At 71.9% G+C, this 25753-nt stretch carries 26 protein-coding genes and 1 pseudogene; 11 read left to right on the top strand and 16 right to left on the bottom strand.

Features of this window, described 5'->3' with window-relative positions; genetic code table 11:
* Position 1: 1 nt before the first annotated feature.
* Positions 2 to 184 carry a ribbon-helix-helix protein, CopG family gene (locus ACZ7LU_RS35180; RefSeq protein WP_362998072.1) on the bottom strand — a complete coding sequence of 61 codons (183 nt, stop codon included), beginning with the start codon at positions 182 to 184 and terminating at the stop codon, positions 2 to 4.
* A gap of 143 nt (positions 185 to 327) precedes the next feature.
* Here ACZ7LU_RS35180 and ACZ7LU_RS35175 point away from each other — a divergent pair, with 143 nt between their 5' ends.
* The 3 genes and pseudogenes from ACZ7LU_RS35175 (at position 328) to thpR (ending at position 3802) form a co-directional block, all read left to right on the top strand.
* Positions 328 to 765 carry a MarR family winged helix-turn-helix transcriptional regulator gene (locus tag ACZ7LU_RS35175; RefSeq protein ID WP_362998070.1) on the top strand — a complete coding sequence of 146 codons (438 nt, stop codon included), beginning with the start codon at positions 328 to 330 and terminating at the stop codon, positions 763 to 765.
* Between the two features lie 589 nt (positions 766 to 1354).
* Positions 1355 to 2701, top strand: a complete 1347-nt coding sequence (locus ACZ7LU_RS35170; protein ID WP_468305180.1) for an MFS transporter — start codon at positions 1355 to 1357, stop codon at positions 2699 to 2701.
* Positions 2702 to 3209: 508 nt separating this feature from the next.
* Positions 3210 to 3802: pseudogene (thpR, locus tag ACZ7LU_RS35165) on the top strand (RNA 2',3'-cyclic phosphodiesterase).
* 160 nt (positions 3803 to 3962) lie between these two features.
* Here thpR and ACZ7LU_RS35160 read toward each other — a convergent pair.
* The 3 genes from ACZ7LU_RS35160 to ACZ7LU_RS35150 form a co-directional block, all read right to left on the bottom strand.
* Entirely contained in the window at positions 3963 to 4955 is a 993-nt protein-coding gene (locus ACZ7LU_RS35160; protein ID WP_468305173.1) for an aldo/keto reductase, read from the bottom strand.
* A gap of 48 nt (positions 4956 to 5003) precedes the next feature.
* Positions 5004 to 5594 (bottom strand): Uma2 family endonuclease, encoded by a 591-nt coding sequence (locus ACZ7LU_RS35155; RefSeq protein ID WP_468086926.1) that lies wholly within the window; start codon positions 5592 to 5594, stop codon positions 5004 to 5006.
* A gap of 81 nt (positions 5595 to 5675) precedes the next feature.
* Positions 5676 to 6197 carry a MarR family winged helix-turn-helix transcriptional regulator gene (locus ACZ7LU_RS35150; protein WP_468715325.1) on the bottom strand — a complete coding sequence of 174 codons (522 nt, stop codon included), beginning with the start codon at positions 6195 to 6197 and terminating at the stop codon, positions 5676 to 5678.
* 42 nt (positions 6198 to 6239) lie between these two features.
* Between ACZ7LU_RS35150 and ACZ7LU_RS35145 the strand changes: the two genes are divergently transcribed.
* The gene (locus ACZ7LU_RS35145) at positions 6240 to 6746 is read left to right on the top strand and encodes a carboxymuconolactone decarboxylase family protein (protein ID WP_471919062.1); all 507 of its coding nucleotides are present in this window, start codon (positions 6240 to 6242) and stop codon (positions 6744 to 6746) included.
* Between the two features lie 5 nt (positions 6747 to 6751).
* On the opposite strand, the gene ACZ7LU_RS35140 is transcribed toward ACZ7LU_RS35145, so the two are convergent.
* Together ACZ7LU_RS35140 and ACZ7LU_RS35135 are read right to left on the bottom strand one after the other, a co-directional pair.
* Positions 6752 to 6997, bottom strand: coding sequence for a DUF397 domain-containing protein (locus tag ACZ7LU_RS35140; RefSeq protein WP_471919061.1), 246 nt, complete (start codon positions 6995 to 6997; stop codon positions 6752 to 6754).
* Complete coding sequence (locus ACZ7LU_RS35135) at positions 6994 to 7803, bottom strand: helix-turn-helix domain-containing protein (RefSeq protein ID WP_398303031.1); 810 nt, start codon at positions 7801 to 7803, stop codon at positions 6994 to 6996. The genes ACZ7LU_RS35140 and ACZ7LU_RS35135 overlap by 4 nt, the downstream gene beginning before the upstream one ends.
* 83 nt (positions 7804 to 7886) lie before the next feature.
* Between ACZ7LU_RS35135 and ACZ7LU_RS35130 the strand changes: the two genes are divergently transcribed.
* Both ACZ7LU_RS35130 and ACZ7LU_RS35125 read left to right on the top strand, forming a co-directional pair.
* Entirely contained in the window at positions 7887 to 8297 is a 411-nt protein-coding gene (locus tag ACZ7LU_RS35130; RefSeq protein ID WP_471216836.1) for a hypothetical protein, read from the top strand.
* A 106-nt stretch (positions 8298 to 8403) separates the two neighbouring features.
* Complete coding sequence (locus ACZ7LU_RS35125; protein ID WP_471919060.1) at positions 8404 to 9315, top strand: hypothetical protein; 912 nt, start codon at positions 8404 to 8406, stop codon at positions 9313 to 9315.
* Positions 9316 to 9393: 78 nt separating this feature from the next.
* Here the strand turns inward: ACZ7LU_RS35125 and ACZ7LU_RS35120 are convergent, their stop codons facing one another.
* Positions 9394 to 10266: an AraC family transcriptional regulator gene (locus ACZ7LU_RS35120; RefSeq protein WP_471919093.1), complete on the bottom strand. Its 873-nt coding sequence runs from the start codon at positions 10264 to 10266 to the stop codon at positions 9394 to 9396.
* Positions 10267 to 10380: 114 nt separating this feature from the next.
* On the opposite strand from ACZ7LU_RS35120, the gene ACZ7LU_RS35115 reads away from it, so the two are divergent.
* Positions 10381 to 10794 carry a nuclear transport factor 2 family protein gene (locus ACZ7LU_RS35115; protein WP_471919059.1) on the top strand — a complete coding sequence of 138 codons (414 nt, stop codon included), beginning with the start codon at positions 10381 to 10383 and terminating at the stop codon, positions 10792 to 10794.
* On the opposite strand, the gene ACZ7LU_RS35110 is transcribed toward ACZ7LU_RS35115, so the two are convergent.
* Positions 10703 to 11506, bottom strand: coding sequence for a GDSL-type esterase/lipase family protein (locus ACZ7LU_RS35110; protein ID WP_471919058.1), 804 nt, complete (start codon positions 11504 to 11506; stop codon positions 10703 to 10705). The genes ACZ7LU_RS35115 and ACZ7LU_RS35110 overlap by 92 nt on opposite strands.
* A gap of 85 nt (positions 11507 to 11591) precedes the next feature.
* Here ACZ7LU_RS35110 and ACZ7LU_RS35105 point away from each other — a divergent pair, with 85 nt between their 5' ends.
* Entirely contained in the window at positions 11592 to 12611 is a 1020-nt protein-coding gene (locus tag ACZ7LU_RS35105; RefSeq protein ID WP_471919057.1) for a TolB-like translocation protein, read from the top strand.
* A gap of 15 nt (positions 12612 to 12626) precedes the next feature.
* Here the strand turns inward: ACZ7LU_RS35105 and ACZ7LU_RS35100 are convergent, their stop codons facing one another.
* Positions 12627 to 13409, bottom strand: coding sequence for a TetR/AcrR family transcriptional regulator (locus ACZ7LU_RS35100; RefSeq protein WP_398303040.1), 783 nt, complete (start codon positions 13407 to 13409; stop codon positions 12627 to 12629).
* A gap of 113 nt (positions 13410 to 13522) precedes the next feature.
* On the opposite strand from ACZ7LU_RS35100, the gene ACZ7LU_RS35095 reads away from it, so the two are divergent.
* Positions 13523 to 14539: an ATP-binding cassette domain-containing protein gene (locus ACZ7LU_RS35095; RefSeq protein WP_471919056.1), complete on the top strand. Its 1017-nt coding sequence runs from the start codon at positions 13523 to 13525 to the stop codon at positions 14537 to 14539.
* On the top strand, positions 14536 to 15375 hold the full coding sequence (locus ACZ7LU_RS35090) for an ABC transporter permease (RefSeq protein ID WP_471919055.1): 840 nt from the start codon (positions 14536 to 14538) through the stop codon (positions 15373 to 15375). The genes ACZ7LU_RS35095 and ACZ7LU_RS35090 overlap by 4 nt, the downstream gene beginning before the upstream one ends.
* A gap of 81 nt (positions 15376 to 15456) precedes the next feature.
* On the opposite strand, the gene serC is transcribed toward ACZ7LU_RS35090, so the two are convergent.
* From serC to ACZ7LU_RS35055, 7 genes are all read right to left on the bottom strand, one after another.
* Complete coding sequence (serC, locus tag ACZ7LU_RS35085; RefSeq protein WP_471919054.1) at positions 15457 to 16575, bottom strand: phosphoserine transaminase; 1119 nt, start codon at positions 16573 to 16575, stop codon at positions 15457 to 15459.
* Between the two features lie 149 nt (positions 16576 to 16724).
* Positions 16725 to 17978, bottom strand: coding sequence for a cytochrome P450 family protein (locus ACZ7LU_RS35080; protein WP_471919053.1), 1254 nt, complete (start codon positions 17976 to 17978; stop codon positions 16725 to 16727).
* Positions 17975 to 19249, bottom strand: a complete 1275-nt coding sequence (locus tag ACZ7LU_RS35075; RefSeq protein ID WP_471919052.1) for a cytochrome P450 — start codon at positions 19247 to 19249, stop codon at positions 17975 to 17977. The genes ACZ7LU_RS35080 and ACZ7LU_RS35075 overlap by 4 nt, the downstream gene beginning before the upstream one ends.
* Positions 19246 to 19920: a GTP-binding protein gene (locus tag ACZ7LU_RS35070; protein WP_398303052.1), complete on the bottom strand. Its 675-nt coding sequence runs from the start codon at positions 19918 to 19920 to the stop codon at positions 19246 to 19248. The genes ACZ7LU_RS35075 and ACZ7LU_RS35070 overlap by 4 nt, the downstream gene beginning before the upstream one ends.
* Complete coding sequence (locus ACZ7LU_RS35065; RefSeq protein WP_398303054.1) at positions 19901 to 20257, bottom strand: DUF742 domain-containing protein; 357 nt, start codon at positions 20255 to 20257, stop codon at positions 19901 to 19903. The genes ACZ7LU_RS35070 and ACZ7LU_RS35065 overlap by 20 nt, the downstream gene beginning before the upstream one ends.
* Entirely contained in the window at positions 20254 to 20709 is a 456-nt protein-coding gene (locus tag ACZ7LU_RS35060; protein ID WP_398303056.1) for a roadblock/LC7 domain-containing protein, read from the bottom strand. The genes ACZ7LU_RS35065 and ACZ7LU_RS35060 overlap by 4 nt, the downstream gene beginning before the upstream one ends.
* Positions 20706 to 22295, bottom strand: a complete 1590-nt coding sequence (locus tag ACZ7LU_RS35055) for a sensor histidine kinase (RefSeq protein WP_471919051.1) — start codon at positions 22293 to 22295, stop codon at positions 20706 to 20708. The genes ACZ7LU_RS35060 and ACZ7LU_RS35055 overlap by 4 nt, the downstream gene beginning before the upstream one ends.
* A 157-nt stretch (positions 22296 to 22452) precedes the next feature.
* Here ACZ7LU_RS35055 and ACZ7LU_RS35050 point away from each other — a divergent pair, with 157 nt between their 5' ends.
* Positions 22453 to 25725, top strand: a complete 3273-nt coding sequence (locus ACZ7LU_RS35050; RefSeq protein WP_471919050.1) for an FAD-binding and (Fe-S)-binding domain-containing protein — start codon at positions 22453 to 22455, stop codon at positions 25723 to 25725.
* Positions 25726 to 25753 lie beyond the last annotated feature (28 nt).

Here is a 25753-nt window from a genome sequence, read left to right as displayed (position 1 = left end):
TTCAGGCCGCGCCGTAGAACTTCTCCGTCTCCTCGACGGACGTCTTGAAGCGTTCGTCGAAGTCGTCCCGAATGAGCGTCCGGACCACATAGTCCTGGACGCTCATTCCTCTTTTGGCCGCGTGCTGTCGGAGCCGGTCGAGCAGCTCACCGTCTATGCGCAGGCTGAGCACTGGCGATCCCATGCGGGACAGCGTCCCGGGCGCCCCGCGGGCCGCGCGTCGCTTTCGGAAGTCACCTCACTCGTTCGGGTGACGAAATGGTGCGGCGTGGGAAGTGGGGAAAACCGAGTGGTCCTTAGCTAGGGTAATGAGTTACGCTAACAAACATGCCGGACCTCTCCCATGGTGACGACGCCGTCGCCGTGAACGCCTTGCGCTCCGCTGTGATGCGCCTGTCCCGTCGACTCAAGCACCAGCGGGTCGACGAGTCGCTGAGCCCCACCGAAATGTCGGTGCTCGGCACCCTCGCCCGCTGCGGCTCCGCCACCCCGGGCGAGCTCGCCCGCAAGGAGCATGTGCAGCCGCCGTCGATGACCCGCATCGTGGCCCTGCTGGAGGCCAAGGGTCTGGTCCGGCTCGAACCGCACCCCGAGGACCGCCGCCAGAAGGTGGTGACCCAGACGGAGACCGCCGAGGCGATGCTCGAAGAGAGCCGCCGCAAGCGGAACGCCTGGCTCGCGGGTCTGGTCGAGCACCTCGACCAGGACGAGTGGGAGCGGCTGCGTGCCGCCGCCCCCGTCCTGGAAAAGCTCGCCCACCTGTAGTCCCGCGGCAACCCGCGGGTACTCCCGTCAGTACCCCGCGGGTACCCCTGGGGCCTGCGGGGCCCCCGCGCCCGGCGGGAAACCCGCGCCCCGCGGAACCCCCGCCGACCGGCGGGGCCCCCGGCCACCGGTGGGGCGCCTGCCGGCCGGCGGGACCCTGCCGACCGGCGGGACCCTGCCGACCGGCGGGACCCTGCCGACCGGCGGGACCCTGCCGACCGGCGGGACCCTGCCGACCGGCGGGTGCCCTGCCACCCGCGGGGCTCCTGCCACCGGTGGGGCGCCTGCCGACCGGCGGGGCTCTTGCCGATTGGCAGGGGGCTCTTGCCGCCGGCGGGAAACCCGCTACTGGCGGGACCCCTGCCGACCGGCGGGCGCCCTGCCACCCGCGGGGCTCCTGCCACCGGCGGGGCTCCTGCCACCGGCGGGGCTCCTGCCGACCGGCGGGCGCCCTGCCACCGGCGGGAAACCCGTCGCCGGCGGGACCCCTGCCGACCGGTGGGGGGCCCGCCCCCGCGCGCCTCCCGTCGACCGGCGGGAGGCGTCAGACATTACGTACGCGCACGTACGCCAAGGAGGCGAACCTACTTTGAGTACGGGACCCGGAGCAGACTCCGCCCCCGCACCAACCACCCTCGACAAGACCGTCCGCCCCCACAAGACCTCGATGTTCAGCTCGCTGAAGATCCGCAACTACCGGCTCTTCGCGACCGGCGCGGTCGTCTCCAACACCGGCACCTGGATGGCCCGCATCACCCAGGACTGGCTGGTGCTGAGCCTCACGGGATCGTCCGCGGCCGTCGGTATCACCACGGCCATGCAGTTCCTGCCGATGCTCCTCTTCGGCCTGTACGGCGGCGTGATCGCTGACCGCTTCGCCAAGCGGAACCTGCTCTTCGTCACGCAGGGCGCGATGAGCCTCAGCGGGCTCTTCCTCGCCGCGCTGACGCTCAGCGGCCACGTCCAGGTCTGGCACGTCTACTTCGCGGCCTTCTTCACCGGCCTCGTCACCGTCGTCGACAACCCGACGCGGCAGTCCTTCGTGTCCGAGATGGTCGGCCCCGACCAGGTCCGCAACGCCGTCTCGCTGAACTCCGCCAACTTCCAGTCCGCCCGCCTCGTCGGCCCCGCCGTGGCGAGCGCGCTGACCGCCGCCGTGGGACCCGGCTGGGCGTTCCTCGCCAACGGCCTGTCCTTCCTCGCGCCGCTCACCGGCCTGCTGCTGATGCGCACCTCCGAGCTGCAGCACACCCCGCGCAAGGCGCGCGGCAAGGGGCAGCTCCGTGAGGGTCTGAACTACGTCTCGAAGAACCCCGAGCTGATCTGGCCGATCGTCCTCGTCGGCTTCATCGGCACCTTCGGGTTCAACTTCCCGATCTGGATGAGCGCCTTCGCGGACGACATCTTCCACGGCGGCGTGGGGATGTACGGGCTGTTCAACACCCTGATGGCGGTCGGTTCGCTGGCCGGCGCGCTGCTCGCCGCCCGCCGCGGCACCTCGCGGCTGCGGCTCCTCGCCGGGGCGGCCGTCGCCTTCGGCGTGCTCCAGATGGCGGCCGCGTTCGCGCCCGACCTGTGGATGTTCGTCGCGCTGATCGTGCCCATCGGCATCCTCGGCCTGACGGTGAACGTCACCGCCAACTCCTCGGTCCAGATGGCCACGGACCCGGAGATGCGGGGCCGCGTCATGTCGCTGTTCATGATGGTCTTCACCGGCGGCACCCCGCTCGGCGGCCCGCTCTTCGGCTGGCTCGCCGACGCCTACGGTGTCCGCGTCAGCATGGCCATCGGCGGCCTCGTCTGCGCGCTCGCCGCGATCGGCGTCGGCCTGATGCTGGGACGCGCCGCGAACCTGCGGCTGAAGGTGGACCTGCGCCGCGGCCGCCGGCACGTGCAGTTCGTGCCGAGGGAGCGGGAACTGGCGACGGCGGCGTAGCCGCACAGTGTGCCGGCCCGGCCGGCGGCCCTCAGCGAGCACCTGCCCGCCGGGCCGGTTCTTGTCGGTTCCGGTGGTGTGCCGGGCCCGGTCGGGCCGGCTGTGCGGGGGCCTGGCCGGGTCGGTTCTCGTCGGTCCCGGGTCCGGTTGGGCTGGCTGTGCGGGGACGTGGCCGGGTCGGTTCTCGTCGGTCCCGGTGGTGTGCCGGGCCCAGTCGCACTCGCTGTGCGGGGACGTGGCCGGGTCGGCTCCGGCGGGCGCCGTGCAGGGCTTAGTGGCGGTGAAGCCGCTGCTCTCGTCGTACGCGATGAAGGCGCGGCCCACACCGCGACTCACGCCGCGACCCGCACCGCAGCCCACGCAGCCACCTGCACCGGGCCCACGCAACGGTTCACACCGCGGCCCGCGAGCGGTGGTGGTCGGTGGTGAGCAGGGGGCTGTAGCGCCTCCACCGGCGGCACCGATCATCGGTTCGCCCCGTGCGGCCGGGAGGCTAGCGTTCCGTCCCATGAGACTCTTCGCCGCCGTCCTCCCGCCGGACTCCGCGATCGCCGAACTGGCCACCGCCGTCGGCGCGTTGCAGGAGCTGCCGGGCGGCGACGAGCTGCGCTGGACGGCGCGTGACGGCTGGCACTTCACTCTCGCCTTCATGGCGGAGGTCGACGAAGGGACGGTGCCGGACCTCACCGCCCGCCTGGAGCGGGCCGCGCACCGCACGCCGCCCTTCACCCTCTCCCTGCGCGGCGGCGGCCACTTCGGGAACCGGGCGCTGTGGGCGGGCGCTGCGGGCGACGTGGCCGCGCTGCGGCTGCTGGCCGCGCGGGCGGACGCGGCGGCCCGCAAGGCGGGCGTCACGATGGAGGAGCAGCACCGGCACTACCGCCCGCACCTCACGGTGGCGCGCGGCCGCGGCGAGCCGGACCTCGGGCCGTACGCCGAAGCGCTCCGCTCCTTCGAGGCGCGGCGTGGACCGTACGGGAGCTGACGCTCGTACGCAGCAATCTGCCGAGGAGCGGAGTGCCGGGGGAGCGGCCCCGGTACGAGGCGGTCGGGCGCTGGATTCTGGGAGGCGGCGTCCGGGGGCCGGGCGGCGCCGGTTAACCTCGACGGTGTGGACCCGAAGACCAGAAACCGGATCATGGCCGGTGTGCTCGTGCTGATGTTCGTCGTGGTGGCGGTGGCGGCCGCGCTCGGCGGTTAGCCGGCGCGGGCACCACCGCCCCTCACCGTCCGTCCTGTCCGTCCTGGCGTCCGTCCTGGCTCACCAGGCGAAGGACTCCGGCGACGGTCCGGGCCCGGGGAAGATCTCGTCCAGCGCGTCGAGGATCTCCGCGGGCAGTTCCAGCTCGACGGCGCGCAGCGCGGAGTCGAGCTGCTCCGCCGTGCGCGGGCCGACGATCGGCGCGGTGACGCCGGGCCGGGTGAGCAGCCAGGCCAGCGCGACCTCGCCGGGTTCGAGACCGTGCTTGTCGAGCAGGTCCTCGTACGCCTGGACCTGCGCGCGGACCTCCGGCTTGGCGAGCTCGGCGGCGGCGCGCCCGCCGGTGCGGCGCGAGCCCTCGCCCTCCTTCTTCAGTACGCCGCCGAGCAGTCCGCCGTGCAGCGGCGACCACGGGATGACGCCGAGGCCGTAGTCCTGGGCGGCGGGGATGACCTCCATCTCGGCGTCGCGCGAGGCGAGGTTGTAGAGGCACTGCTCGCTGACGAGGCCGTAGCTGCCGAGCCTGCGGGCGGTCTCGTTGGCCTGGGCGATCTTGTAGCCGGGGAAGTTGGAGGATCCCGCGTAGAGGATCTTGCCCTGCTGGACGAGGACGTCGACGGCCTGCCAGATCTCCTCGAACGGCGTCAGCCGGTCGATGTGGTGGAACTGGTAGAGGTCGATGTGGTCCGTCTGCAGCCGCTTGAGCGACGCGTCGACGGCGCGGCGGATGGAGAGCGCGGAGAGCCGGTCGTGGTTGGGCCAGGAGGACTCCCCGTCGGGGGCCATGTTCCCGTACACCTTGCTGGCGAGCACGACCTTGTCGCGGCGGCCGCCTCCTTGCGTGAACCAGGTGCCGAGGATCTCCTCGGTGCGGCCCTTGCCGGCGCTCTGTCCGTAGGTGTTGGCGGTGTCGAAGAAGTTGACGCCCGCGTCGAGCGCGGCGTCCATGAGCGTGTGGCTGTCGGGTTCGTTGGTGAGCGGCCCGAAGTTCATGGTGCCGAGCGTGAGCCGGCTGACCTTGAGCCCTGTGCGTCCCAGTTGCGTGTACCTCATGGGGTCATAGCCAACGGGGTGGAGTGGGCTCCAGGCAAGGGGGCTCGGTCAGTCGCGGGGGAAACCGTCGGTCTTGAGGATGAGGTCGACGACGGTGCCGGTCAGGTCGATCTCCTCGCCGAAGTCGGACTTCGACTCGGTGCGGTACTCGCCGTCCTTGGGGTCGGTGTACACGTGGCATCGGCCTTGGTACGGGTCGGCGACGAGGTAGACGGGGACGCCGGCTTCGGCGTAGGCGGCCTTCTTCGGGCCGTAGTCGTTCATTCCGGTGCCTCGGGAGATGACCTCGGCGATGAACTCCACGTCTTGGTGACGCCAGCGGCCGTGCCCGTCCTTCTTGGCCGTCTCTCGCAGCTTTGCCACGTCCGGGCAGAAGCCGTTGTCGAGGCCCGGAAAGTCGATGCGCACGTCGGACGTCACCCGGACGTCCATTCCGAACTGGTCCTCCAGTGCCCGCACGATCCTGCGGATGATCTGCCAGTGAGTGTCCCGCTGCGGCACCATGGAAACGGCCCCCTCGACAACTTCTGCCTTGATTCCCTCGGGGGTCATCCGCTCGAGCAGCTCGAACCATCGGTCCAAGTCCCACTCGACGTCGTCTTCGGCCATGGCGATCCTGTCGGTCTCTACGACGGTCATCGTGGCGCTCCTCCCCGACCGCTCCCGGTCGAGCGCGGTCGCGCGGTACAACGATACGCACGGAGCCGAGGGCACGTCCGGTCACGAGCCGCCGAGCCAGCCCGCCGCGTCGAGGCGGAACGCGTCCGGGGGAACGACCGTGCGAAGGTCCGACTCCAGCTCGCCGAGTCGCCGGGCCCCGAGGGCCTGCGCCCACTCCGCCCGCAGCTCGTCGAAGACCGCCGCCGAGCGGCGCAGCGCGTCGATGCCGTGCGGGGTGAGACGGACGAGTTTGCGGCGGGCGTCGGCGGGGTCGTCGGTGCGGGCGGCGTAGCCGAGGGCGATGAGGCGGTCGACCGTCTTGCCCGCAGCCTGTTTGGAGACGCCGAGCCGCCGCCCGACCTCGCTGGCGGTGGCGCCGTCCGCCCCGATGGCCTGCATCGCGAACCCGTGCGCGGGGCGGAGGTCGGGGTGGCCCTGGCGGGCGAGTTCGGCGTGCAGGCGGTCGATGAGGGTGCGGAAGCCGGCGAAGAGGAGCAGGGGCAGCTCATATCCCTTGCCCGAACCGTCATGCCCCTTGCCCGAACCGTCAACCTGGTTTACCTTCTTCTTGTCGTCAACCATGTTGTCCATTTTAGGGCCGGGCAGGCCCGCAGGGGGTACGGGATGTTCACCGCGCACACACTCGAAACCGCACCGTCCGACTCACGCGCCGCGATGGAGCGCACCGCCGCCGCCTTCGGTCAGGTGCCGGACGCGGTCGCCCGCCTCGCCGAGTCGCCCGAACTCCTCAACGGCTTCCTGGAGATGACGGCGGCCTTCGACCGGACGACCCTCGACCCCGTCGCCCGCGAGGTCGTCATCATGACGGTCGCGACGCGCAACGACTGCCACGTCTGCGTTGCTCTGCACGCCGGCAAGCTGCGCAAGCTGGGCGCGTCGACCGAGCTGGTCGCGGCCCTCCGCGAGGAGCGGGCGCTGCCCGACGAACGCCTCGAAGCGGTACGCCGGTTCACGCTCACCGTCCTCGCCACGGCGGGCGGGGTCGACGACGCCGCCCTGAAGGAATTCTTCGCCCACGGCTACACCGAGCGCAACGCCCTCGAAGTCGTCATGGGCATCGGCACGTACACGATGTCGACGCTGGCGAACCGGCTGACGCGGGCGGTGTGAGCGCGTCAGTCCGCCTCGCCGCGGCGCGCCAGGAAGGCGGTCCAGGTGGCGGGGGATATCCGGAGGGTGGGGCCGGTGGGGTTCAGCTTTGAGTCGCGGATGTGGATGGTGGTGGGCGTTGCGGCGAGTTCGAGGCATTCGCCGCCCTGATCGCCGCTGTATGTGGACTTGGTCCAGCTGAGGGCCGCCTCCAGGCATTCGCCTTCGTCGGTGCTGTAGCTGCTCTTGAACCAACTGAGGTCCGTGCTCATAGATCCTGGGCCACCTGTCCGATCAGCTTTGCGGACTCCTCGGGGGTCAGAGCCTGCGCTCGCAGAATGCCATATCGCCCGAACAGGTCTGCCAGGTCCGGCTGTTCGCTGACAAAGTAGCCACCCTTGTGTCCTTCGATGTAGGCGAGCTGGCGGCGTTCCGCTGTCTCCAGGAGGATCCGGGGACCCGCCAGCCCGGCATGGGTCTCCCGGTCGTGCAGCATGACTTGAATCTCGACGTGGCGAAGTCGGCCCACGTCGAGGATGTGGTGCAGCTGTTCCTTGAGGACCGAGGGGCCACCCAGGGGGCGGGTCAGTGCACTCTGCTCCACCACGAACCCCAGGTTCGGTGGTGGCTTGCGATGGATGAGCTGCTGGCGCTTCAGTCGGGCTTCAACCTGCTTCTCGACCTCGTCGTCGTCCAGTGAGGGAAAGCAACTGCTGTTGTAGACCGCCTGCGCGTATGCCCTGGTCTGGAGCAGTCCGGGGATCACATGGCTCTGGTACGAGTGAATGGACGACGCATTCCTCTCCTCGGCCAGATAGTCCTCGGTCCACGGCCGCAGCCCACTGCCCCCGAACTCCTTCTCCGCGAGCAGCGTCAGTGCACCTTGTGCACCCAGCACCTCATCAGCGATCTCGACCAACTTGCCCTTGGGGGGTCGCTCCCCGCGCTCCACCATCGCCACCTGCGACTTGGAGTACTGGACATGCGCGCCCAGCGCCTCAAGGGTGAGTCCGGCTCGCTCGCGGTAGAACCGCAACAGTGCGCCGAACGTCTCCGAACCTCGTTCACCGGAGTGCACAACGTCCTCCCCAAGTGCACAGCGCAGCACGCCACCTGCGAATCCCTGGTCACAGTATGTGAGCGCCCGACAGCATCTGCTGCATGAACTCGGAAACGTCATCACTCAGGGTCCACGACTGGATCCCGGCGACGGGCCACGCCCTGCGGCACGCGGGCATTCACTTCGACGCGGTACGGATCGAGGGCGCACTCGGCGAGCAGGTCGCGTACGACCTCATGCAGTTCACGGAGTTCCGTGCGGGCCCGATCGTCCGCGAGGCGACGGGCGGGCGCTACCTCTACTTCCTGCTACCCCCGCAGACGGCGGACTCCTACACGTGGCCGGTCGGCGCGCGTGCGCTGAGCAGGCGCGCGGGGAACCTCGCGTACGTGGGTGTGCCCGCGTTGGACGGCTACACGTGGCCGCTGGACTGGAGGTCACGCCCCACGAGTGAAGTCCCCTTCGTGGAGGGTGATTTGTTGCACGAGACGACTAAACGTGCGGTACGGTGACCGCGTCATCACGCTCTGTGCCCGTCCGGGCATGGAGCGGTCCCCGGAGGTGCTAGCAACACCGCCCGAGGACCTTCACCACCGAATGGATCAGAGGTCCACCGGGATGCTTCGGCATGCTATCGCGCCCACCCGGCGCTACACGAAGGCTTCGCACGACGTCGTACGGCATCAGTGTCTGAACAGCGACGCGAAGATCCTGCTCCTGTACGTGCAGGGGCTCTCCGAGGCGGACGCGTTCGCCAGATCGCTCGGCGAACACGCGGCGCGACTCGGCATCAAGGGCCGCGCCTACCAGCGGGCCAAGCAACTCCTCACCGAATCCGGCTACTTGCACGCCTGGCGGTGGCAGGGGGAGCGGGGTCGCTGGGTCACGGAACAGCTCCTGGCGAACGTCACCCTGACGGGTGAGGAGGCGGGGCGGGCCCGGGTCGGAGACGGGCCGCCGCCGAGTACGCAGGGTCCGACGGTCGGCGGGCCGGGGACGCGGGAACCCGGCGGCTCTTACCCGGAAGAACAACGGGAGAAGAATCTTCCCCACCCCCCACCCGAAGACCCGGCCCCGGAGCCCGCAGCCGACGCGGAACTGGCCGAGGCCGAAAGGGTGTTGCTGTCCCTCCGCCACGTGCACCGAGACCTGCTGCTCGGCGTACGAGAGGCGAGAGCCCTGGCGGGGTCGGCGGCGGAGTGGCTGCGACGGGGCGTTCCGGCGGGTGACCTGCGCAAGGCGCTGACCGCTGGGTTGCCTGCGGGTGGGGTCCGGTCGGCGGTCGGGTTCGTACGGCATCGGCTGGTGCAGAAGCTGCCGGACCGTGCGGGACCGGTGCCCGCTGCGGGGGAGGCGGTGAGACCCGGCCTCGTCACGTGTTCGGGGCCGGGGGCGGAGCACGTGTTCCGTCCGGTGGGGGAGGAGTCGCGGTGCGGCCGGTGCCGGGCTGATGGAGCCGCCGGCGCGGCGGACGACCGTCGTGCGCGGCCATTGCCGTGGCGCGACCGGCTGGCCAACGTGAAGGTGTGACGGACGAGTTCACTGCACCCGGACCAGAAGTTCCGTGCGGGCGCTGGGCCGTTCCGGTCCCGGGCCGCGCGACAGCGGTCAGTCCGAATTTCCCGCCGACGATGTTTCCACCGACGCCGTGTCCGGCCACGCGATGTCGTCCACCGCCAGCCCTGGCTCGCGGGCCATGGCCGCCGGAGTCGACCCGGTGAACTCCAGGACGTCGCGGTGCAGGTGGGACTGGTCGGCGTAGCCGCTGTCCGCCGCGATCCGGGCCGCGTCCTCACCCGCCGCCAAGCGGCGGACGGCATGGTGGAAGCGGACCAGCTTCGCGGCACGCTTGGGCGGGAGGCCGATCTGCGTCCCGAACCTGGACCACAGACGTTTGCGGCTCCAACCGACCTCGGCCGCCAGTTCGTGGACCCGGACCCGGCCGCGGCTGCCGACGATCCGGTCCCAGGACCGGGCCACCCGGGGGTCCACGGACGGCCCCGCCGCGACCCGGCGGGCGAGCAGGTCCTCGGTCAGGGCGAAGCGGTCCTGCCACGATCGGGCTTCGCCGAGTTGCTCGCGTATCCGTGACGCGCTCCGGCCCCACAGGTCGTCGAGGCTCACCACTTGCTCCGACTCCGCCAACTCCGCGGGTGAGGTGCCCAATACCGCGTACGCGACCACTGGGGACAGGCGTACCTCCACGCACTTGATGCTTTCGCCCCGCACGTGCAGAGCGCCGTGCGCGAACTTGGCGACAAGGCTTGGCAGCTGCTGCCGGCCCATGGCGGTATCCACCACGAGCGGACTGTCACCGAACTCCAGAACCAGCGTGACGGCCGGGTGCGGAACCACCCGCATGTCGGCCGGGCCCGCGTCGCGGTCGCGGAATCCGGCCAGGCCGACGCCGACGGTCCGGCTGGTCCACGTCGGCCTCGCGACTTCCCACCTGGTCACCGCGTCATGCTCGTGCACGTGCACGGGGGATCGCGCGGATTGGGAGGATCGCGTGGATCGCACCCCCTCATTCTAGGCGGGCACCGACGGGAACATTTGTCCAATACGGGGGCATGTGCCGAAGGTGACAGTGGGTTCATGAGCCACGACATCATCCAGAACGCGTTCCAGGCGTTCGCCAGTAACGATCCGGACCGGATCTCCGCGGTCCTCACCGAGGACGCCGAATGGCTGTCGCCGCCCGGGAACGCCGTCGCCGTCGCGCTCGAGAGGACCAACCACATGGTGGGCAGGGAGGCGATCGTGCGCTTGTTCGCCCAGGACTTCCCCCGCTTGTACGTGCGTGACGTCGCGCTCACCTTCCAGGGGGTGCACGTCGACGGCGAGCGGGTGGTTGTGGAGGCGGCCATGACGGCGACGCTCTCCAACGGCAACCACTACAGCAACGACTACTGCTTCGTCATCGAACTCCGGGACGGACTGATCCACCGGGTTCGGGAGTACGTGGACACAGCCCGCGGTCTCCGTATGGTCTTCGGTGAGATCCGGTAGTCGTCCCCGCCGGGGTGTTCTCGCCCGCAAGGGCGGCACCCGGGCCGCCGATCCCCCACGCTTGCGCCATCGCGTCCCCGAACGCGGCCGCCAGCTTGTGCTCGCCGCTCGCGTTCGGGTGCGTGCCGTCGTACGTGTCGAGCCGGATGTCGTACGAGCGTGGGGGTGAGGCCAGGAGCAGGGAGGAGGCGGGGGTGTCCAGGTCCGCCACCGTCTTCGCGAGGAGTTCGTTGAAGCGGGACACCTCCTCCGCGAACGGGGCGTCCGATGCCGCGCGGACGTTCGGGATCACGGGGAGCAGGACCATCCTGACGTGCGGGTTCGCCGAGCGGGCCGCCGTGATGAAGGCGCGGACGTTCTCCGTCGTCTGGTCCGCGTTCGTGTAGAAGCCGAGGTCTATGAGGCCGAGGGAGACGAGGAGGATGTCGGCGGGGTCGCGGTGCAGGGCTTCGGCTATCCGCGGGGCCATGTGCAGCCAGCCCTCGCCCCAGCCCGCGAGGTGGTGGCGCGGGAAGTCGGGGGACGGGTCGGCGTAGTCGTACGAGAGGGGTTCTCCCGCCGCCTTGTCGTAGAGGGCGGTGCGCGGGCCGACCACGGCGAAGCCCTCGGGGCCGAGGGTGGCGCGCAGGTGCTGCCACATCCGGTGGCGCCAGGTGTGTTCCCCGGCGCTTCCGATGGTCATCGAGTCGCCGACGAACATGAACCTGAGCATCCGGACATCATCCCGGATCACGGCCCGCGCCTGCGATGTGAGGCTGCGCACTCCGCCCGGAAGCGCGGATGGCACTCTTGGGCGCATGCGTTCGCTTCGGGCTGTTCCGTCTGTCCTCGCCGCCACCGCTGCCGGTGCCGTGCTGGTCTTCGCCACGGCCGTGTCCGCCGTGCCCGCCGCGGCCGACGACCACGACGGGTTCACCATCAAGGACCCGCGGATCGTCGAGTCCAGCGGCCTCGCCGCGTCCCGCGCCCACCCGGGCGTCTACTGGACGCACAACGACCAGGACAAGGGCGCCTTCCTCTACGCGGTCGACTCGAAGACGGGGGAGACCGTCGCCACCGTGACCATGACCGGCGTGGGCGCCCCGCGCGACGTCGAGGCGATCTCGGTCGGCGGCGACGGGAACATCTACGTCGGCGACATCGGCGACAACCTCAACGGCACCTGGCCGAACGTCTGGGTCTACAAGCTGCCCGAGCCGAAGCAGCTGAAGGACCAGACGGTCCGCGCCACGCAGTACGTCGTGAAGTACGCCGACGGCGCGCGGGACGCGGAGGCGCTGATGGTGCACCCGAAGACCGGGCGGATCTACATCGTCAGCAAGAACGAGGACGGCGGCGGACTGTACGAGGGCCCGGAGCGCATGTCCGCCTCGGGCACGAATGTCTTCAAGCGCGTGTCCGAGATCGACCTCTGGGTGACCGACGGAGCCTTCTCGCCCGACGGCGAACAGCTCGCGCTGCGCGGGTACTTCGGCGGCATCTGGTACGCGTGGCAGGGCGAAGGGAAGAAGCCGCAGCGCAAGGGTCGGCTGAGCGTGCCGCTCCAGCGGCAGGGCGAGTCCGTCACCTACACGCCCGACGGGACCACGCTGATGTACGGCACCGAGGGCGAGCAGAGCGACGTCGAGCCGGTCGAGGCGCCGGGCGGGTCGGGCGGCGGGTCCGGCGGCTCGTCGTCGGGCGGCGGCGGTGCCGACGGTGACGGGGGCGGGGACTCCGGGATCGACGGCAACGTCAAGACGGGTGCCATCGTCCTCGGGGCCGTCCTGCTCGCCGTGTTCGGGCTGAAGCGGCTGGGCCGGCGCGGAGGCAGGTAGCGGCCCGCCCCGGGGTCACTTCCGGGCGCGACTGGCCACCAGCACGTCCAAGCCGTCGAGCAGGCGCTGCAGGCCGAACTCGAAGTGGTCGAAGTCCGGGCCGAAGGAGTCCTCGGAGAGGCCCGCGAGGGTCGGGTAGCGGCCGCTCGTCATGACGCGTTCGAGGACCGGGGTCTGCGCCTCCCAGAACGCCTGGTCCGACAGGCCCGTGTTCTTCGTCGCCTCCACCTCGTGCACCTGGGTGCGGGCGATCCCGGTGACGTACCCCTCCGTCATCACGATCACGCCGATCAGCTCGGGGTCGGTCAGGCCCATCGGCTTGATCCGGGACAGGGTGCGGTCCAGGCCGCCGACGGCGCCGGGGCCGAGCACCGGGCGGGCCTGGTTGACCTGGAGCAGCCAGGGGTGGCGGCGGTAGAGGACCAGGGTCTCCCGCGCGTACTGCTCGACGCCCTCGCGCCAGGTGCCGGTCCAGGGGGCCGCGCCCTCGGGTTCCTCGGGCGGCGCGTACACGCGGTCCAGCATCAGGTCGACGAGCTCGCTCTTGCCGCGCACGTACCGGTACAGGGACATCGTGCCGGTGCCGAGCTCCGTGGACAGGCGGCGCATCGAGACCGCCGAGAGGCCTTCCGCGTCCGCGAGGCGCACCGCCTCGGTGACGATCCGGTCCAGCGTCAGGCCCGGCTTGGGCCCCCGGGTCGGGCGGCCGCCCTCGCCCCAGAGCAGCTCCAGGCTGCGGGCGATGTCGTCACCGGTGCGCCGGTCGTCCCCGCCGCCGCTGCCGTTCGTGCTCGTCATGGCTCTCACCCTAATCGCAGGGCCAGAAATTGAGTACGGCGTACCCACGAAACTGAGTACGGTGTACTCTCTATTGGGTACGGCGTACTCAGATGGCGGAGAAGGGGCAGTCCATGAACGGGAGCGGCTACGCGGTACGGGCCGAAGGGCTCCAGAAGCGGTACGGGGAGAAAAGCGCCCTGGACGGCTTCGACCTGCACGTCGAGCAGGGCACGGTGCACGGACTCCTCGGACCCAACGGCGCGGGCAAGACCACCGCCGTCCGGATCCTCTCCACCCTCGTCCGGCTCGACGGCGGCCGCGCCGAGGTGGCCGGCGCCGACGTGGTCCGCGAACCCGCCCTGGTCCGCGGCCGCATCGGCCTCACCGGGCAGTACGCGGCGGTCGACGAGATCCTCACCGGGCGGCAGAACCTGGAGATGTTCGGCCGCCTCTTCCACCTGGGCGGCAGGCGGGCCCGGCAGCGCGCCGACGAACTCCTGGCACAGTTCCACCTCCAGGACGCGGCGGAGAAGGGCGCAGGTCAGTACAGCGGCGGCATGCGGCGCAGGCTCGACCTCGCCGCCTCGATGATCCTCGCGCCCGCCGTCCTCTTCCTGGACGAGCCGACCACCGGGCTCGACCCCCGCAGCCGCCTCGAAGTGTGGGACACCGTCAGGGACCTGGTCGCACGCGGCACCACCGTGCTGCTCACCACCCAGTACCTCGAAGAGGCCGACCGGCTCGCCTCCCGCATCACCGTCATCGACCGGGGCCGGGCCATCGCCGACGACACCCCCGAAGGCCTGAAGAACACGGTCGGCGGCAGCCACCTCGACGTCGTGGTCCGCGACACCGCCGACCTGCCCGCCGCGGTGAAGGCCGTCGCCCGCGTCTGCGACGGCGAGCCGCTCACCGTCGACGTGGAGCGCCGCGTGCAGGCCGCCGTGACCGACCGGGTCGGCGCGCTGACCGAGGTGGCGCGGAACCTGCGCGACGAGGGCATCGACGTCGAGGACATCGGCCTGCGCAGGCCCAGCCTCGACGACGTGTTTCTGCGCCTGACGGGACAGACATCCCTGGCGGGACAGACATCCCTGACGGGACAGACATCCGAGAAGGACGACGAGAAAGCGGAGGCCGCGGCATGAGCGTCGCCCTCACCACCGGCACCTCGCAGGCGGCGCGCGGGCGCCTCTTCTGGGCCCTCTCCGACTGCTGGAACGTCACCCGCCGCTACCTCACGCACTTCCTGCGCCAGCCCGTCACCATCGCCTGGCAGCTGGGCTTCCCCATCATCAGCGTGCTGCTGTACGGCTTCGTCTTCGGCGAGGCGATGAAGGTGCCGGGCGGCGGCGAGGACGGCGACTACAAGCAGTTCCTGATGCCCGGCATGTTCGTGATGACCATGGCCTTCGGCTTCATGAACACCGCGATGGGCGTCGTCACGGACTCGGCGAAGGGCGTCATCGACCGCTTCCGCTCGATGCCGATGGCCCCCTCGGCGGTGGCGTCGGGGCGCGGCCTCGCCGACCTTATCGTGGCCTGCGCCGAGCTGACCATCCTCGCGCTGACCGCGCTCGCCATCGGCTGGCGCTCCAGCGCGGGCGTGCCCGACACGCTGCTCGCCTTCGGGCTGCTGCTGTTCCTGCGGTTCAGCCTGATCTGGGTGGGCGTCTTCCTCGGCCTCGTCGTGCCGACCCCGGAGGCGGCGGGCGGCCTCTACGCGGTGGCGTTCCCGCTCACGATGATCTCCAGCGTCTTCGTGGCACCGTCCCTGATGCCGGACTGGCTGGCACCGGTCGCCGCATGGAACCCCGTCTCGTCGACGGGTACGGCTACCCGGGAGCTCTTCGGCAACCCGGGCGCGGGCGGCGCGAGTTGGGTGGAGCAACACGCGGTGTTGATGGCCGTGGTGTGGCCAATCGTGATCTCACTGGTGTTCTTGCCGCTGGCGGTACGAAGGTTCAAGGGGCTCAGCCGCTAGGTACTGGGGGCGCCCCTTCAGGGGCGCGGGGAACTGCGCGACCAGCCACGACGAACCCGCAGCCGGCCGCGCAGCGAAACGTCAGAGGCGCTCGATCACATAGTCGATGCACTTGGTCAGCGCCTCGACATCCGCAGGATCGATCGCCGGGAACATAGCGACGCGCAGCTGGTTGCGGCCCAGCTTGCGGTACGGCTCCGTGTCCACGATGCCGTTGGCGCGCAGCGCCTTGGCGACAGCACCCGCGTCGACCTCGTCGGAGAAGTCGATCGTGCCGATGACCTGCGACCGCTTCGCCGCATCCGTGACGAACGGCGTCGCGTACTTGGACTCCTCGGCCCACCCGTACAGCGCCCGCGCCGACGCGGCCGTACGGCCGGTCGTGAAGTCGAGACCACCCTGCGAGTTCATCCAGTCCAGCTGCTCGGCGAGCAGGAACAGCGTGGCGAGCGCCGGGGTGTTGTACGTCTGGTTCTTGCGGGAGTTGTCGATCGCGGTGGGGAGCGAGAAGAACTCCGGGACGTGCCGGCCCGACGCGTGGATCCGCTCGGCGCGCTCGATCGCCGCCGGGGAGAACACGCCGATCCACAGGCCGCCGTCCGACGCGAAGGACTTCTGCGGGGCGAAGTAGTAGACGTCCGTCTCGGCGATGTCGACCGGGAGGCCGCCCGCGCCGGACGTGGCGTCCACGAGGACGAGGGAGCCGGAGTCGGCGCCCGCGACGCGCTTGACGGGCGCCGCGACGCCGGTCGAGGTCTCGTTGTGCGTGAAGGCGTAGACGTCGACGCCCGCCTCCGCCTTCGGGTCGGGGTGCGTGCCCGGGTCGCTGGCGATCACGGTCGGCTCGGCCAGCCACGGGGCGAGCTTCGCCGCCTTCGCGAACTTGGAGGAGAACTCGCCGAAGTTGAGGTGCTGCGACTTGTTCTCGATCAGGCCGTGCGTCGCCACGTCCCAGAACGCGGTGGAGCCGCCGTTGCCGAGGATCACCTCGTACCCCTCGGGGAGGGAGAAGAGGTCCTTGACGCCCTCGCGCACGCGGCCGACCAGGTTCTTGACCGGGGCCTGGCGGTGGGAGGTTCCGAGGAGGGAGGTGCCGGTGGCGGCCAGGGCGTCCAGCGCCTCCGTACGCACCTTGGAGGGGCCCGCGCCGAAACGGCCGTCGGCGGGCTTCATGTCAGCGGGAATCTGGATCTCAGCCACGAAGCGAGCCTAGCGGTTCCTGGCCCCTGGGCCTCGACCAGTCCGGCGACTGAGATCGCACCTCGGGGCTCCGCCCCGGACCCCGCTCCTCAAATGCCGGAGAGGCTACCCCCTCGCGCTCCGCGCTCGTCCTCAATCGCCGGACAGGCTCAAATCCCCGCGCCCGGCCCCGCTCCATGAACGCCGGAGGGGCTGGAACGACCCAACACAACTGGCAGCTCGTACAAATCGTTCTGCGTCACCACCGGCTTGTTGCGGAGGGATGTGTGCGGGACCGCCAGGGTCAGGTCCGGGAAGCGGGCGTACAGGGCAGGGAGGGCGACGCCCGCCTCGAGGCGGGAGAGCGCTGCGCCGGGGCACACGTGCGGGCCGTGGCCGAAGGAGATGTGGCGGGTGGGGGACGTGCGGGTGATGTCGAAGGTGCCAGCCGTGGGCCCGTGCGCCTGCTCGTCCCTGCCTATCGCGCCGTAGGAGACGATCAGCGCGTCACCCGCACGGATCACCTTGTCGCCGACGGGGACGTCCTCCGCCGCGAAGCGGATCAGGACGTGCGAGGTCGGGGTGGCGTAGCGCAGGGTCTCCTCGATCACCGCGTCCCAGCCGACCTGCCCGGACAGGACCAGGGCGAGCTGGTCGGGGTGGGCGGAGAGGTTGACGACGGCGTTGACGATGAGGGAGATCGTCGTCTCGTGGCCGGCCGCGACCATCAGTTGCAGGGTGGAGACGATCTCGGCGTCCGTGAGGTGGTCGCCGTTCTCGGAGGCCTGGATCAGCGCGCTCGTCAGGTCGTCGCCGGGCTCCGCGCGGCGGGCCGCGACGACCTTGCCCATCATCCTGGCGAGTTCGCCGAGCGTCGCGACGACCTCCTCGGGGGGCGTCTGCGTGGAGAAGAACTTGTCGAAGAGGACCTTCAGGCGGGGGTGGTCCGCCTCGTCGATGCCCATGAGGTCGCTGATGACGTACATGGGGAGGGGGTAGGCGAACTCCGCCTTCAGGTCGACGGCCCGCCCGTCCGTGGGGAGGCCGGCCAGCAGGCCCGCCGTCAGTTCCTCGATGCGGCCGCGCATGTGCTCCACGCGGCGCGGCGTCAGCGCCTGTGCGACCAGCGTGCGCAGCCTGCGGTGCTCCTCGCCGTCGACCGTCAGCATGGAGCGGCCGGGGTTGGCGAGGCCGATCAGCGGCCAGTCGGCGGGGATCTCGCCGCGCCGCCAGGCGCCCCAGACCTCGATGTCCTTCACCAGGCGCCTGTCGGTGAGCAGCTGCCGCGCCTCGGCGTGGTGCGTGACCGCCCACACCGGCACGCCCCCCGGCAGCTCCGCCTCCGCGAGCGGGCCCGCCGCCCGCAGCCGTGCGCTCTCGCCGTCGAGGTCGGTGACGAACGGGTCCAGGGCGATGCGCGTCATCTGGAGTCTCCAAACGCTGAGGTCGGGGTCGGGGTGAAGCTCACCGGCAGTTCGGTCAGGCCCCGCAGCCACGGCGAAGGGCGGCGGGTCAGGGAAGCGGCCGGGACCGCGAGGTCGAGGTCGGGCAGGCGGTCGAGGAGGACCTCGATGCCGGTCCGCGCGATGACCTCGGCGACCTCCTGGGCCGGGAAGGGACAGCGGTGCTCACCGTGGCCGAAGGAGAAGTGGGCGCTGTTGCCGCCGGTCAGCGCGGAGCCGTCGGTGCGGACCTGCGGGTCGGAGTTGGCGGCGGCGAGCCCGAGGAGGAGCAGGTCGCCCGCGTTGATGCGGCGGCCGCCGAGCTGGGTGTCGCGGGAGGCCCAGCGGCCCGCGACGTTCTGCGTCGGGGTGTCCTCCCACAGGACCTCGTTCATGGCCTCGGCGACGCTGTGCCTGCCGCCGAACAGGGAGGCGGCGAAGCGGTCGTCGGTGAGCATCAGGCGCAGCGAGTTGCCGATCCAGTCGGCGGACGGCTGGTGGCCCGCGGCCATCATCACCATCAGGTCCTGGGCGATCTCCTCGTCGGTGAAGTCCGCTCCGTCCTCGGTGAGCTGGGCCTCGATCATGTACGAGGCGACGTCCTGGTCCGGCTTCGCGTGCTTGTCGGCGATGAGCCGCATCATGGAGCCCGCCAGGTGCTGCTGGCCCGCGAGGGCCCGCTCGCGGCCGTCGATCATGTCGTTCATGGCGGTGACGAGGCCGGGGCCCTGCTCGTCGGAGAAGCCGTAGATACGGGCGAGGACGCGGACCGGGAGCAGCATCGCGTACTCGGAGATGATGTCCGTGGTGCCCTTGCCGCAGAAGCGGTCGATCAGCTCGTCCGCGAACGTCTCGGCGTGCGCCTTGAGTTCGAAGGGGTCGATCGCTTCGAGGGCGTGCGAGATCACCGCGGCGCGCCGGGTGTGGCGCTCGCCGACGGTGTAGAGGATCGACGGCTGCTTGTGGCCGATCATGGGGAGCAGCGGCCAGTCGGCGGGGACGTTCGGCCACTGGTTCCACAGCTCGGAGTCGCGGCTGTAGAGCAGCGGGTCGCCGGTGACCTGGTGCAGTTCGCGGTAGCCGAGCACCAGCCAGGCCGGTATGCCGCCGTCGAGGAGCACGGGGGCGACGGGGCCGTGGTCGCGTCGCATCTCCCGGTACAGCTGGGCGGGTTCGGTGGCGAACCGCGGGCCGGAGAGCGGGACGGGGCCGGGGGCGGCGCCCTGTCCGGCGCCGGTCACGGGGCAGGTCACTGGGCGGTCTCCCGGTGCGTGTGCGGCTGGTCGGCGCGCTGGGCGGCGTACAGCGTCTGGAGGTGTTCGACGAGGGTGATCAGCACGTCCTTGCCGGACTGCCGGGACCGGGCGTCGCAGTCGATGAGCGGCACCCCGGGGTCGAGGTCGAGCGCCTCGCGCAGCTGCTCGGTGGTGTGCGCGGGGCCGCCGAAGTCGTTGCGGGCCACGATGAACGGCGTGCCGTGGCGCTCCAGGCGGTCGATCGCGTACCAGGAGTCCTCCAGGCGGCGGGTGTCGACGAGGACGACCGCGCCGAGCGTGCCGGCGAAGAGGCGGTCCCACAGGAACCAGAAGCGCTCCTGGCCGGGGGCGCCGAAGAGGTAGAGGACGTTGTGCGCGTCGAGCGTGATGCGGCCGAAGTCGAAGGCGACGGTCGTGGACGTCTTGGCGCGCAGCCCTTCGAGGCCGCCCGTCTCGTCGATGCCCCGCCCGGCCTGCGTCATCGTCTCCTCGGTGTTGAGGGGACGGATCTCGCTGACGGAGCGGACCAGGGTCGTCTTGCCGACGCCGAAGCCGCCGACCACGACGATCTTCAGGCCGTTGTCGGCGGTGGCGGTCAGCTCGGTGCGGGCGGGCCCGGCCGCCGGGGCGGTCCCGGCGGCGCTGCGTTCAGAGGTTGCGGAGTCCAACGAGCACCTGCTCCAGGAGGTCGGAATCGGGAAGGCTGTGGGCGGGGCCCGAACGCGGGTGACGCGCGCTGATCCGGCCCGCGTCGAGCAGGTCGGACAGCAGGATGCGCGTGATGCTCACCGGCAGGCGGAGCTCGGCGGCGATCTCCACGACCGCGGTGGGCAGCGCGCACATCCGCAGGATCGCGGCGTGCTCGGACTGCATGCCGGGGACCGGCGCGGACTCGGCGACGACGAGGGTCACCAGGTCGAAGGGCGCGTCGGGCGCCGACCGGCTGCGACCCCCGGTGAGGGTGTACAGCCGGTCGGGGGAGTCGTCCCGGCCGGGGCGGCTCATGACGCGGGCCGGCCGCGGGGAGCGTCCTCCGCGCGGGGCGCGGCGCGCAGGTGCTCGCCGAGCTGCTCGACCAGCTCGCTCATGGTGTGGCCGACGAGACCCGCGTCGGCGTCCTCGGCGGCGATGACGGCGAGGTGCGCGCCCTCGCCGGCCTCGACGATGAAGAGGATGCCGCCGTAGAACTCGGCCATCGCCGAGCGGACCCCGCCGGTGCCGTCGCCGAACTCGGCGGACGCGCCGTGCGACAGGGACTGGATGCCGGCGGCTATCGCGGCGAGCTGGTCGGCCTGGTCGACGGAGAGCTCGGGGGTGCGGCACAGCTTCAGGCCGTCACGGGAGAGTACGAGGGCGTGGCGGGCGCCGGGGGTGCGCTCCAGGAGTCCTTCGAGCAGCCAGGTCAGCTTGGCGTCGGTGGTGCTGCCGGGGGAGGTGCCGGTGGTGCCGGTGGTCATCGGGGGGTGTCGCCTTCCGGGTGCTGGGGGATTGCGGGGGCGTCCGTGGCTTCCGGGGGAGCCGGGGGAGTGGCGGCCTCGGCCGGAGTGGTGCGGACGGCCTGACGGAAGCTGCTGAAGCGGTCGGCGGTGCTCGCGGCGCCGGGGGCGCGGGGCCTGCGCGTCTCCCCGGTGTCACTGTCGGCCCGGGCGCGCTCGGCAGCGGCGAGGGTACGACCACGGGGCCGCTTGGGGAGAGGGACTTCGGCGGCCTCCGCGGGGGCGGGGGCGGGGGTGGGCGCGGCCGACTGGTGGGTGGGCACGGGGTCCGGGTCGACGCGGTCGAGGGGGGCTTCGAGGGCGTGGGTGTCCGGGGTGGCCTCTGCGACTGGGCTGGACTCCGTGGCCGGTGCGCCTGCGAGTGGCGGGAGTTCGGACCGCGTCCGCGAGGGGAGTTCGGCCGGGGTCTTCGCCGGAAGGGCGGCGGCGACCGGTGCCGTCGGCTCCGAGGGGCGGGAGAGCAGCTCCTGCGGTATGAGCAGGAGTACGCCTGTGCCGCCGCGGGCCGATGGGCGGAACGACACCGTGAGCCCGTGCTTGCGGGCCAGCCTGCCGACCACCGCGAGGCCGAGCCGGGTGCCGGACAGACCGCTGAGGCCCGTCGTCTCGCCGGAGACGGCGCGCTCGGCGCGGCGCTGCTGCACGGGGCCCATCACCAGGCCGCTGTCCTCGACGGAGACGATGACGCCGGCCGCGACCTCCTCGATGTAGACGTGCACTTCGGAGGTGGGCGGCGAGAAGTTCGCCGCGTTGTCCAGGATTTCGGCGAGGGCGTGCATGACGCCCTCGGCGGCGTGGCCCGCGACGGCGACCTCGCTCGCCGAGTGGACCCGCACGCGCTGGTAGGCGCCGATGCGGCCCATCGCGCCGCGCAGGATCGACTCCATGACGATGGGCCGGGACCAGCGGCGGCCCGAACGGGCGCCGGTGAGCACCGCGACGGAGTCGGCGATGCGGCCCGCCTGCGCGGTCCTGTGGTCGAGGTGGAGGAGGTCGGTGAGGACGTCCTCGTCGGCGTGCCTGCCCTCCATCTCGCGCAGGTCGGCGAGCATGCCGGTGGCCAGGGCCTGCATGCGTCCCGCGGCGTTGGCGCAGGCGGCGAGGGCTGCGGCCCGCTCGGACTCGGCGGTGCGGGCCCGCATGGTCATTTCGTTCCGCTCCCGGGCGAAGTACTCGGTGAGCGCGGTGCGTTCGCGGGTGAACTCCGCGGTGCGGGCGGCCTGTTCATGGACGAGCCGTTCCGCGTCCTGGCGCGCGGCGGCCACGCGGCGACGCAGCAGGGCGGCGGCGCGGAAGAAGTGGAAGGCAAGCGTCACGGCGACGCTCAGCGCGAGGGAGGCGGCGCCGGCGCCCCACGCCAGGGGGGTCCGCACGGAGCCGGGCGCGACGGCCACGGCGGCTCCGGTGAGGGCCGCGGTGGTCAGGGCGCAGGCCAGCAGGACGAGCGCGGCCGGGCGCAGCGGGGGCTTTTCCGCCGTTCCTGTCTCCGCTCGAGCAGGGGAGACCCCACTCGTCCCGGGGCGCGCGAGGGGGGTTTGCGCGGTCATCAATCGGGGTCCTCGATCGGAAGCGACACACTCTGCTCAAGTCGGGATCACTATAGGAGAGTTAGAGACCGGCTTGGGAACCTTCCCGTCCGGATCGTGCGAAATCGGGTGGGGCGGGGTGGCCGCGGGAGGCCTCCGCGGGGGCATCCTGTTCGACATGAGCGATCTCGACGCGGACGCCGACGGCCCGACGGGGAACCGGGGGGACCAGGAGCGGGCGGCCCCGGCGCGGGGAGGCGCGGACGGCCTCGGGCGGGAGCTGCGTGCCGCCGTGCGCGGGGACGTCGACCTCTCCGTCACCGCGCGGGCCCTGCACACCATGGACGCCTCCAACTACCGCCGGGTGCCCGCCGCGGTGGTGGCCCCGCGCGACGCCGACGACGTCGCCGCGGTCCTTGCGGTCTGCCGCGACCGGGACGTGCCGGTCGTGCCGCGCGGCGCCGGCACCTCCATCGCCGGGCAGGCCACGGGGACCGGCGTCGTCCTCGACTTCACCCGCCACATGAACCGCGTCGTCGCCCTCGACCCGGAGCACCGCACAGCCGTGGTGCAGCCGGGCGTCGTCCTGGACGACCTGCGCGCCGCCGCGGCCCCGCACGGCCTCACCTTCGGCCCCGACCCCTCCACCCACAGCCGCTGCACCCTCGGCGGAATGATCGGCAACAACTCCTGCGGCTCCCACTCGGTGGCCTGGGGCACGACCGCCGACAACGTCTCCGCCCTCTCCGTGGTCGACGGCGCGGGCGTCCCCCGTAACCTCGCCAGAGGATGGGACAGCGCCCCCGCGGGCCTGCGCGCGCTCGTGGACGGCGACTTGGCGCTCCTGCGCACCGGCTTCCCCGACCTGCCGCGCCGCATCTCCGGCTACGCCCTGGACGCGCTGCTCCCCGAACGCGGCCCGGACCTGGCGCGCGCCTTCTGCGGTTCGGAGGGCACGCTCGGCGTCGTCACCGAAGCGGTCGTACGCCTCGTCGATGCGCCCCGCGCGCGTGCGCTCGCCGTGCTCGGTTACGCCGACGAGAGCGCGGCCGCCGAGGCCGCGGCCGGACTCCTGCCGCACGGGCCGCTGACCGTCGAGGGCATGGCCGCCGACCTCGTACGCGGAGCCGCCCGGGAGAACGGGCTGCCCAAGGGCGGCGCCTGGCTCTTCGTGGAGACCGGCGGCGACAGCCCGGCCGAGGCACGCGCGCGTGCCGTCACGATCGTGCGGGCGGCCGCCGCCGACACGGTGGACGCCGTGGTCGTCGACGACCCGGCGGGGCAACGGGCGCTGTGGCGGGTACGCGAGGACGCCAGCGGGACGGCCACCCGCATGCCGGACGGGTCCGAGGCCTGGCCCGGCTGGGAGGACTGCGCGGTGCCGCCCGCCCGACTCGGCGCCTACCTGCGGGACTTCAGGGCCCTGCTCGGCGAACACGGGCTGCGCGGCACGCCGTACGGGCACTTCGGGGACGGCTGCATTCACGTACGCATCGACTTCGACCTGCTCAGCACCGAAGGCGTGGCCCGCTTCCGGCGCTTCTCCGAGGACCTCGCCGACGTGGTCGTCGCGCACGGCGGCTCGCTCTCCGGCGAACACGGCGACGGACAGGCCCGCGCGGAACTCCTGCCGAAGATGTACGGCCCCGGACTCATCCGCCTCTTCGAACGCGTCAAGGACCTCTGGGATCCCGCGGGCCTGCTCAACCCGGGCATGCTGGTGCGGCCCGCGCCCCTCGACGCCGACCTGCGGTTCGCACCCCTGCCCCGCGAACCCGTCGACGTCGTCTTCGGCTACCCGCAGGACGGCGGCGACTTCTCGGCGGCGGTCAGGCGGTGCGTCGGCGTGGCCAAGTGCCGGACCGCGGCACCGGCCTCGCCCACCGGCGTGATGTGCCCGTCCTTCCGCGCCACCGGCGAGGAGGAGCACTCCACGCGCGGCCGCGCCCGCCTCCTGCACGAGATGCTCGCAGGCGAGGTGGTGACGGACGGCTGGCGCTCCACGGAGGTCAGGGACGCCCTCGACCTCTGCCTCTCCTGCAAGGGCTGCCGCTCGGACTGCCCGGTGGGCGTCGACATGGCCACGTACAAGGCGGAGTTCCTCCACCACCACTACGAAGGCCGCCGCCGACCCGCCGCCCACTACACGATGGGCCGACTCCCCCGCTGGCTCCGCGCCGTCGCGACGACCCGCACGGCCCGGCTCGTCAACACGCTCTCCCGCGTCACCCCGCTGGCCGCACTCGCCAAGCGCCTGGGCGGCATAACCCCGGAGCGGCCACTCCCTCGGGTGGCGCCGCGAACGTTCCGGCAGTGGTGGGGGAGCAGGGAGAGGAGTGGGGGTGGGGGCGGGAGTGGGGGCGGCCTGGGGGCTGGGAGCAGGGCCGGAGCTGGGGCCCGGAGCTGGTCGCGGGACGGGAGTGAGCCGCGGGACGGGAGTGAGTCGCGGGTCAGCGGTGACTCGTGGGGCCGGAGCCGGTTGCGGGCCGGGGGCTGGTCGTGGGCCGGGGCTGAGTCGTGGGTCCGGAGTGGGTTGCGGGGCCGGAGCCGGGCGCGGGTCGGGGCTGAGTCGTGGGTCCGGAGTGGGTTGCGGGGCGGGAGTTGGGCGCGGGGCGGGGGGCAGTCGGACGGCGGGAGCTGGTCGCGGGGTGCGGAGGCGGCCGACGTCGTGCTGTGGCCCGATACCTTTACCGAGCACCTCTCGCCGTCCGTGGGGCAGGCCGCGGTGGCGGTTCTGGAGGACGCGGGGCTCCGCGTCGCTGTGCCGCCGCGCGGCGTGTGCTGCGGCCTGACGTACGTCTCCACCGGTCAGCTCGACCGCGCCCGTGCCGTCCTGCGCGCCACTCTCGACCGCATGGAGCCGCTCCTGGACGCCGGCACCCCGGTCGTCGTCCTGGAGCCGAGCTGCGCCGCCGCGCTGAAGTCGGATCTGCCCGAGCTCCTCGGCGACGATCCCCGCGCCCCACGGCTCGCCGCCGCGATCCGCACCTTCGCGCAGGCCGTCGAGGAACTGGCCCCGCAGTGGCAGCCCCCGGCCCTCGGCCGCCCCGTCGCCGGCCAGACCCACTGCCACCAGCACGCGATCCTGGGCGACGCGGCGGAGCGGCGCCTGCGGGCGAAGGCGGGCCTGACGGGCGAACTGAGCGGCGGCTGCTGCGGACTCGCCGGGAACTTCGGTTTCGAGCGCGGCCATTACGACGTGTCGAAGGCCTGCGCCGAGGAACAACTGCTGCCCTCGGTGGCGGAGGCGGAGGCGGGGGCGGACGGGGACGCGGTGATTCTGGCCGACGGCTTCTCCTGTCGTACCCAGCTGGACCAGCTTGCGGGAGTGCGGGGGCGGCATCTGGCGGAGGTGCTCGCGGAGGGACTGCGCCACGCCGGCGCCGGGAGCGAGGACCGGGAGCGGGGCTCCGGGGGTGAGCACCACGAGCGGGGCTCCGGGGGCGGGTGAGCGTCAGGTGGGTGCCGGGGAGGTGGGT

The sequence above is a fragment of the Streptomyces sp. NPDC039462 genome (assembly GCF_055639375.1).
This window is presented reverse-complemented; position numbering and strand designations above follow the sequence as displayed.

Bases quoted from the DNA above. Each gene is read 5' to 3' on its own strand.
- ACZ7LU_RS35180 (WP_362998072.1), bottom strand. From the start codon at position 184: ATGGGATCGCCAGTGCTCAGCCTGCGCATAGACGGTGAGCTGCTCGAC.
- ACZ7LU_RS35175 (WP_362998070.1), top strand. From the start codon at position 328: ATGCCGGACCTCTCCCATGGTGACGACGCCGTCGCCGTGAACGCCTTG.
- ACZ7LU_RS35160 (WP_468305173.1), bottom strand. From the start codon at position 4,955: ATGAGGTACACGCAACTGGGACGCACAGGGCTCAAGGTCAGCCGGCTC.
- ACZ7LU_RS35155 (WP_468086926.1), bottom strand. From the start codon at position 5,594: ATGACCGTCGTAGAGACCGACAGGATCGCCATGGCCGAAGACGACGTC.
- ACZ7LU_RS35150 (WP_468715325.1), bottom strand. From the start codon at position 6,197: ATGGTTGACGACAAGAAGAAGGTAAACCAGGTTGACGGTTCGGGCAAG.
- ACZ7LU_RS35145 (WP_471919062.1), top strand. From the start codon at position 6,240: ATGTTCACCGCGCACACACTCGAAACCGCACCGTCCGACTCACGCGCC.
- ACZ7LU_RS35140 (WP_471919061.1), bottom strand. From the start codon at position 6,997: ATGAGCACGGACCTCAGTTGGTTCAAGAGCAGCTACAGCACCGACGAA.
- ACZ7LU_RS35130 (WP_471216836.1), top strand. From the start codon at position 7,887: ATGAACTCGGAAACGTCATCACTCAGGGTCCACGACTGGATCCCGGCG.
- ACZ7LU_RS35125 (WP_471919060.1), top strand. From the start codon at position 8,404: ATGCTTCGGCATGCTATCGCGCCCACCCGGCGCTACACGAAGGCTTCG.
- ACZ7LU_RS35115 (WP_471919059.1), top strand. From the start codon at position 10,381: ATGAGCCACGACATCATCCAGAACGCGTTCCAGGCGTTCGCCAGTAAC.
- ACZ7LU_RS35110 (WP_471919058.1), bottom strand. From the start codon at position 11,506: ATGCTCAGGTTCATGTTCGTCGGCGACTCGATGACCATCGGAAGCGCC.
- ACZ7LU_RS35105 (WP_471919057.1), top strand. From the start codon at position 11,592: ATGCGTTCGCTTCGGGCTGTTCCGTCTGTCCTCGCCGCCACCGCTGCC.
- ACZ7LU_RS35100 (WP_398303040.1), bottom strand. From the start codon at position 13,409: ATGACGAGCACGAACGGCAGCGGCGGCGGGGACGACCGGCGCACCGGT.
- ACZ7LU_RS35095 (WP_471919056.1), top strand. From the start codon at position 13,523: ATGAACGGGAGCGGCTACGCGGTACGGGCCGAAGGGCTCCAGAAGCGG.
- ACZ7LU_RS35090 (WP_471919055.1), top strand. From the start codon at position 14,536: ATGAGCGTCGCCCTCACCACCGGCACCTCGCAGGCGGCGCGCGGGCGC.
- ACZ7LU_RS35080 (WP_471919053.1), bottom strand. From the start codon at position 17,978: ATGACGCGCATCGCCCTGGACCCGTTCGTCACCGACCTCGACGGCGAG.
- ACZ7LU_RS35065 (WP_398303054.1), bottom strand. From the start codon at position 20,257: ATGAGCCGCCCCGGCCGGGACGACTCCCCCGACCGGCTGTACACCCTC.
- ACZ7LU_RS35060 (WP_398303056.1), bottom strand. From the start codon at position 20,709: ATGACCACCGGCACCACCGGCACCTCCCCCGGCAGCACCACCGACGCC.
- ACZ7LU_RS35055 (WP_471919051.1), bottom strand. From the start codon at position 22,295: ATGACCGCGCAAACCCCCCTCGCGCGCCCCGGGACGAGTGGGGTCTCC.
- ACZ7LU_RS35050 (WP_471919050.1), top strand. From the start codon at position 22,453: ATGAGCGATCTCGACGCGGACGCCGACGGCCCGACGGGGAACCGGGGG.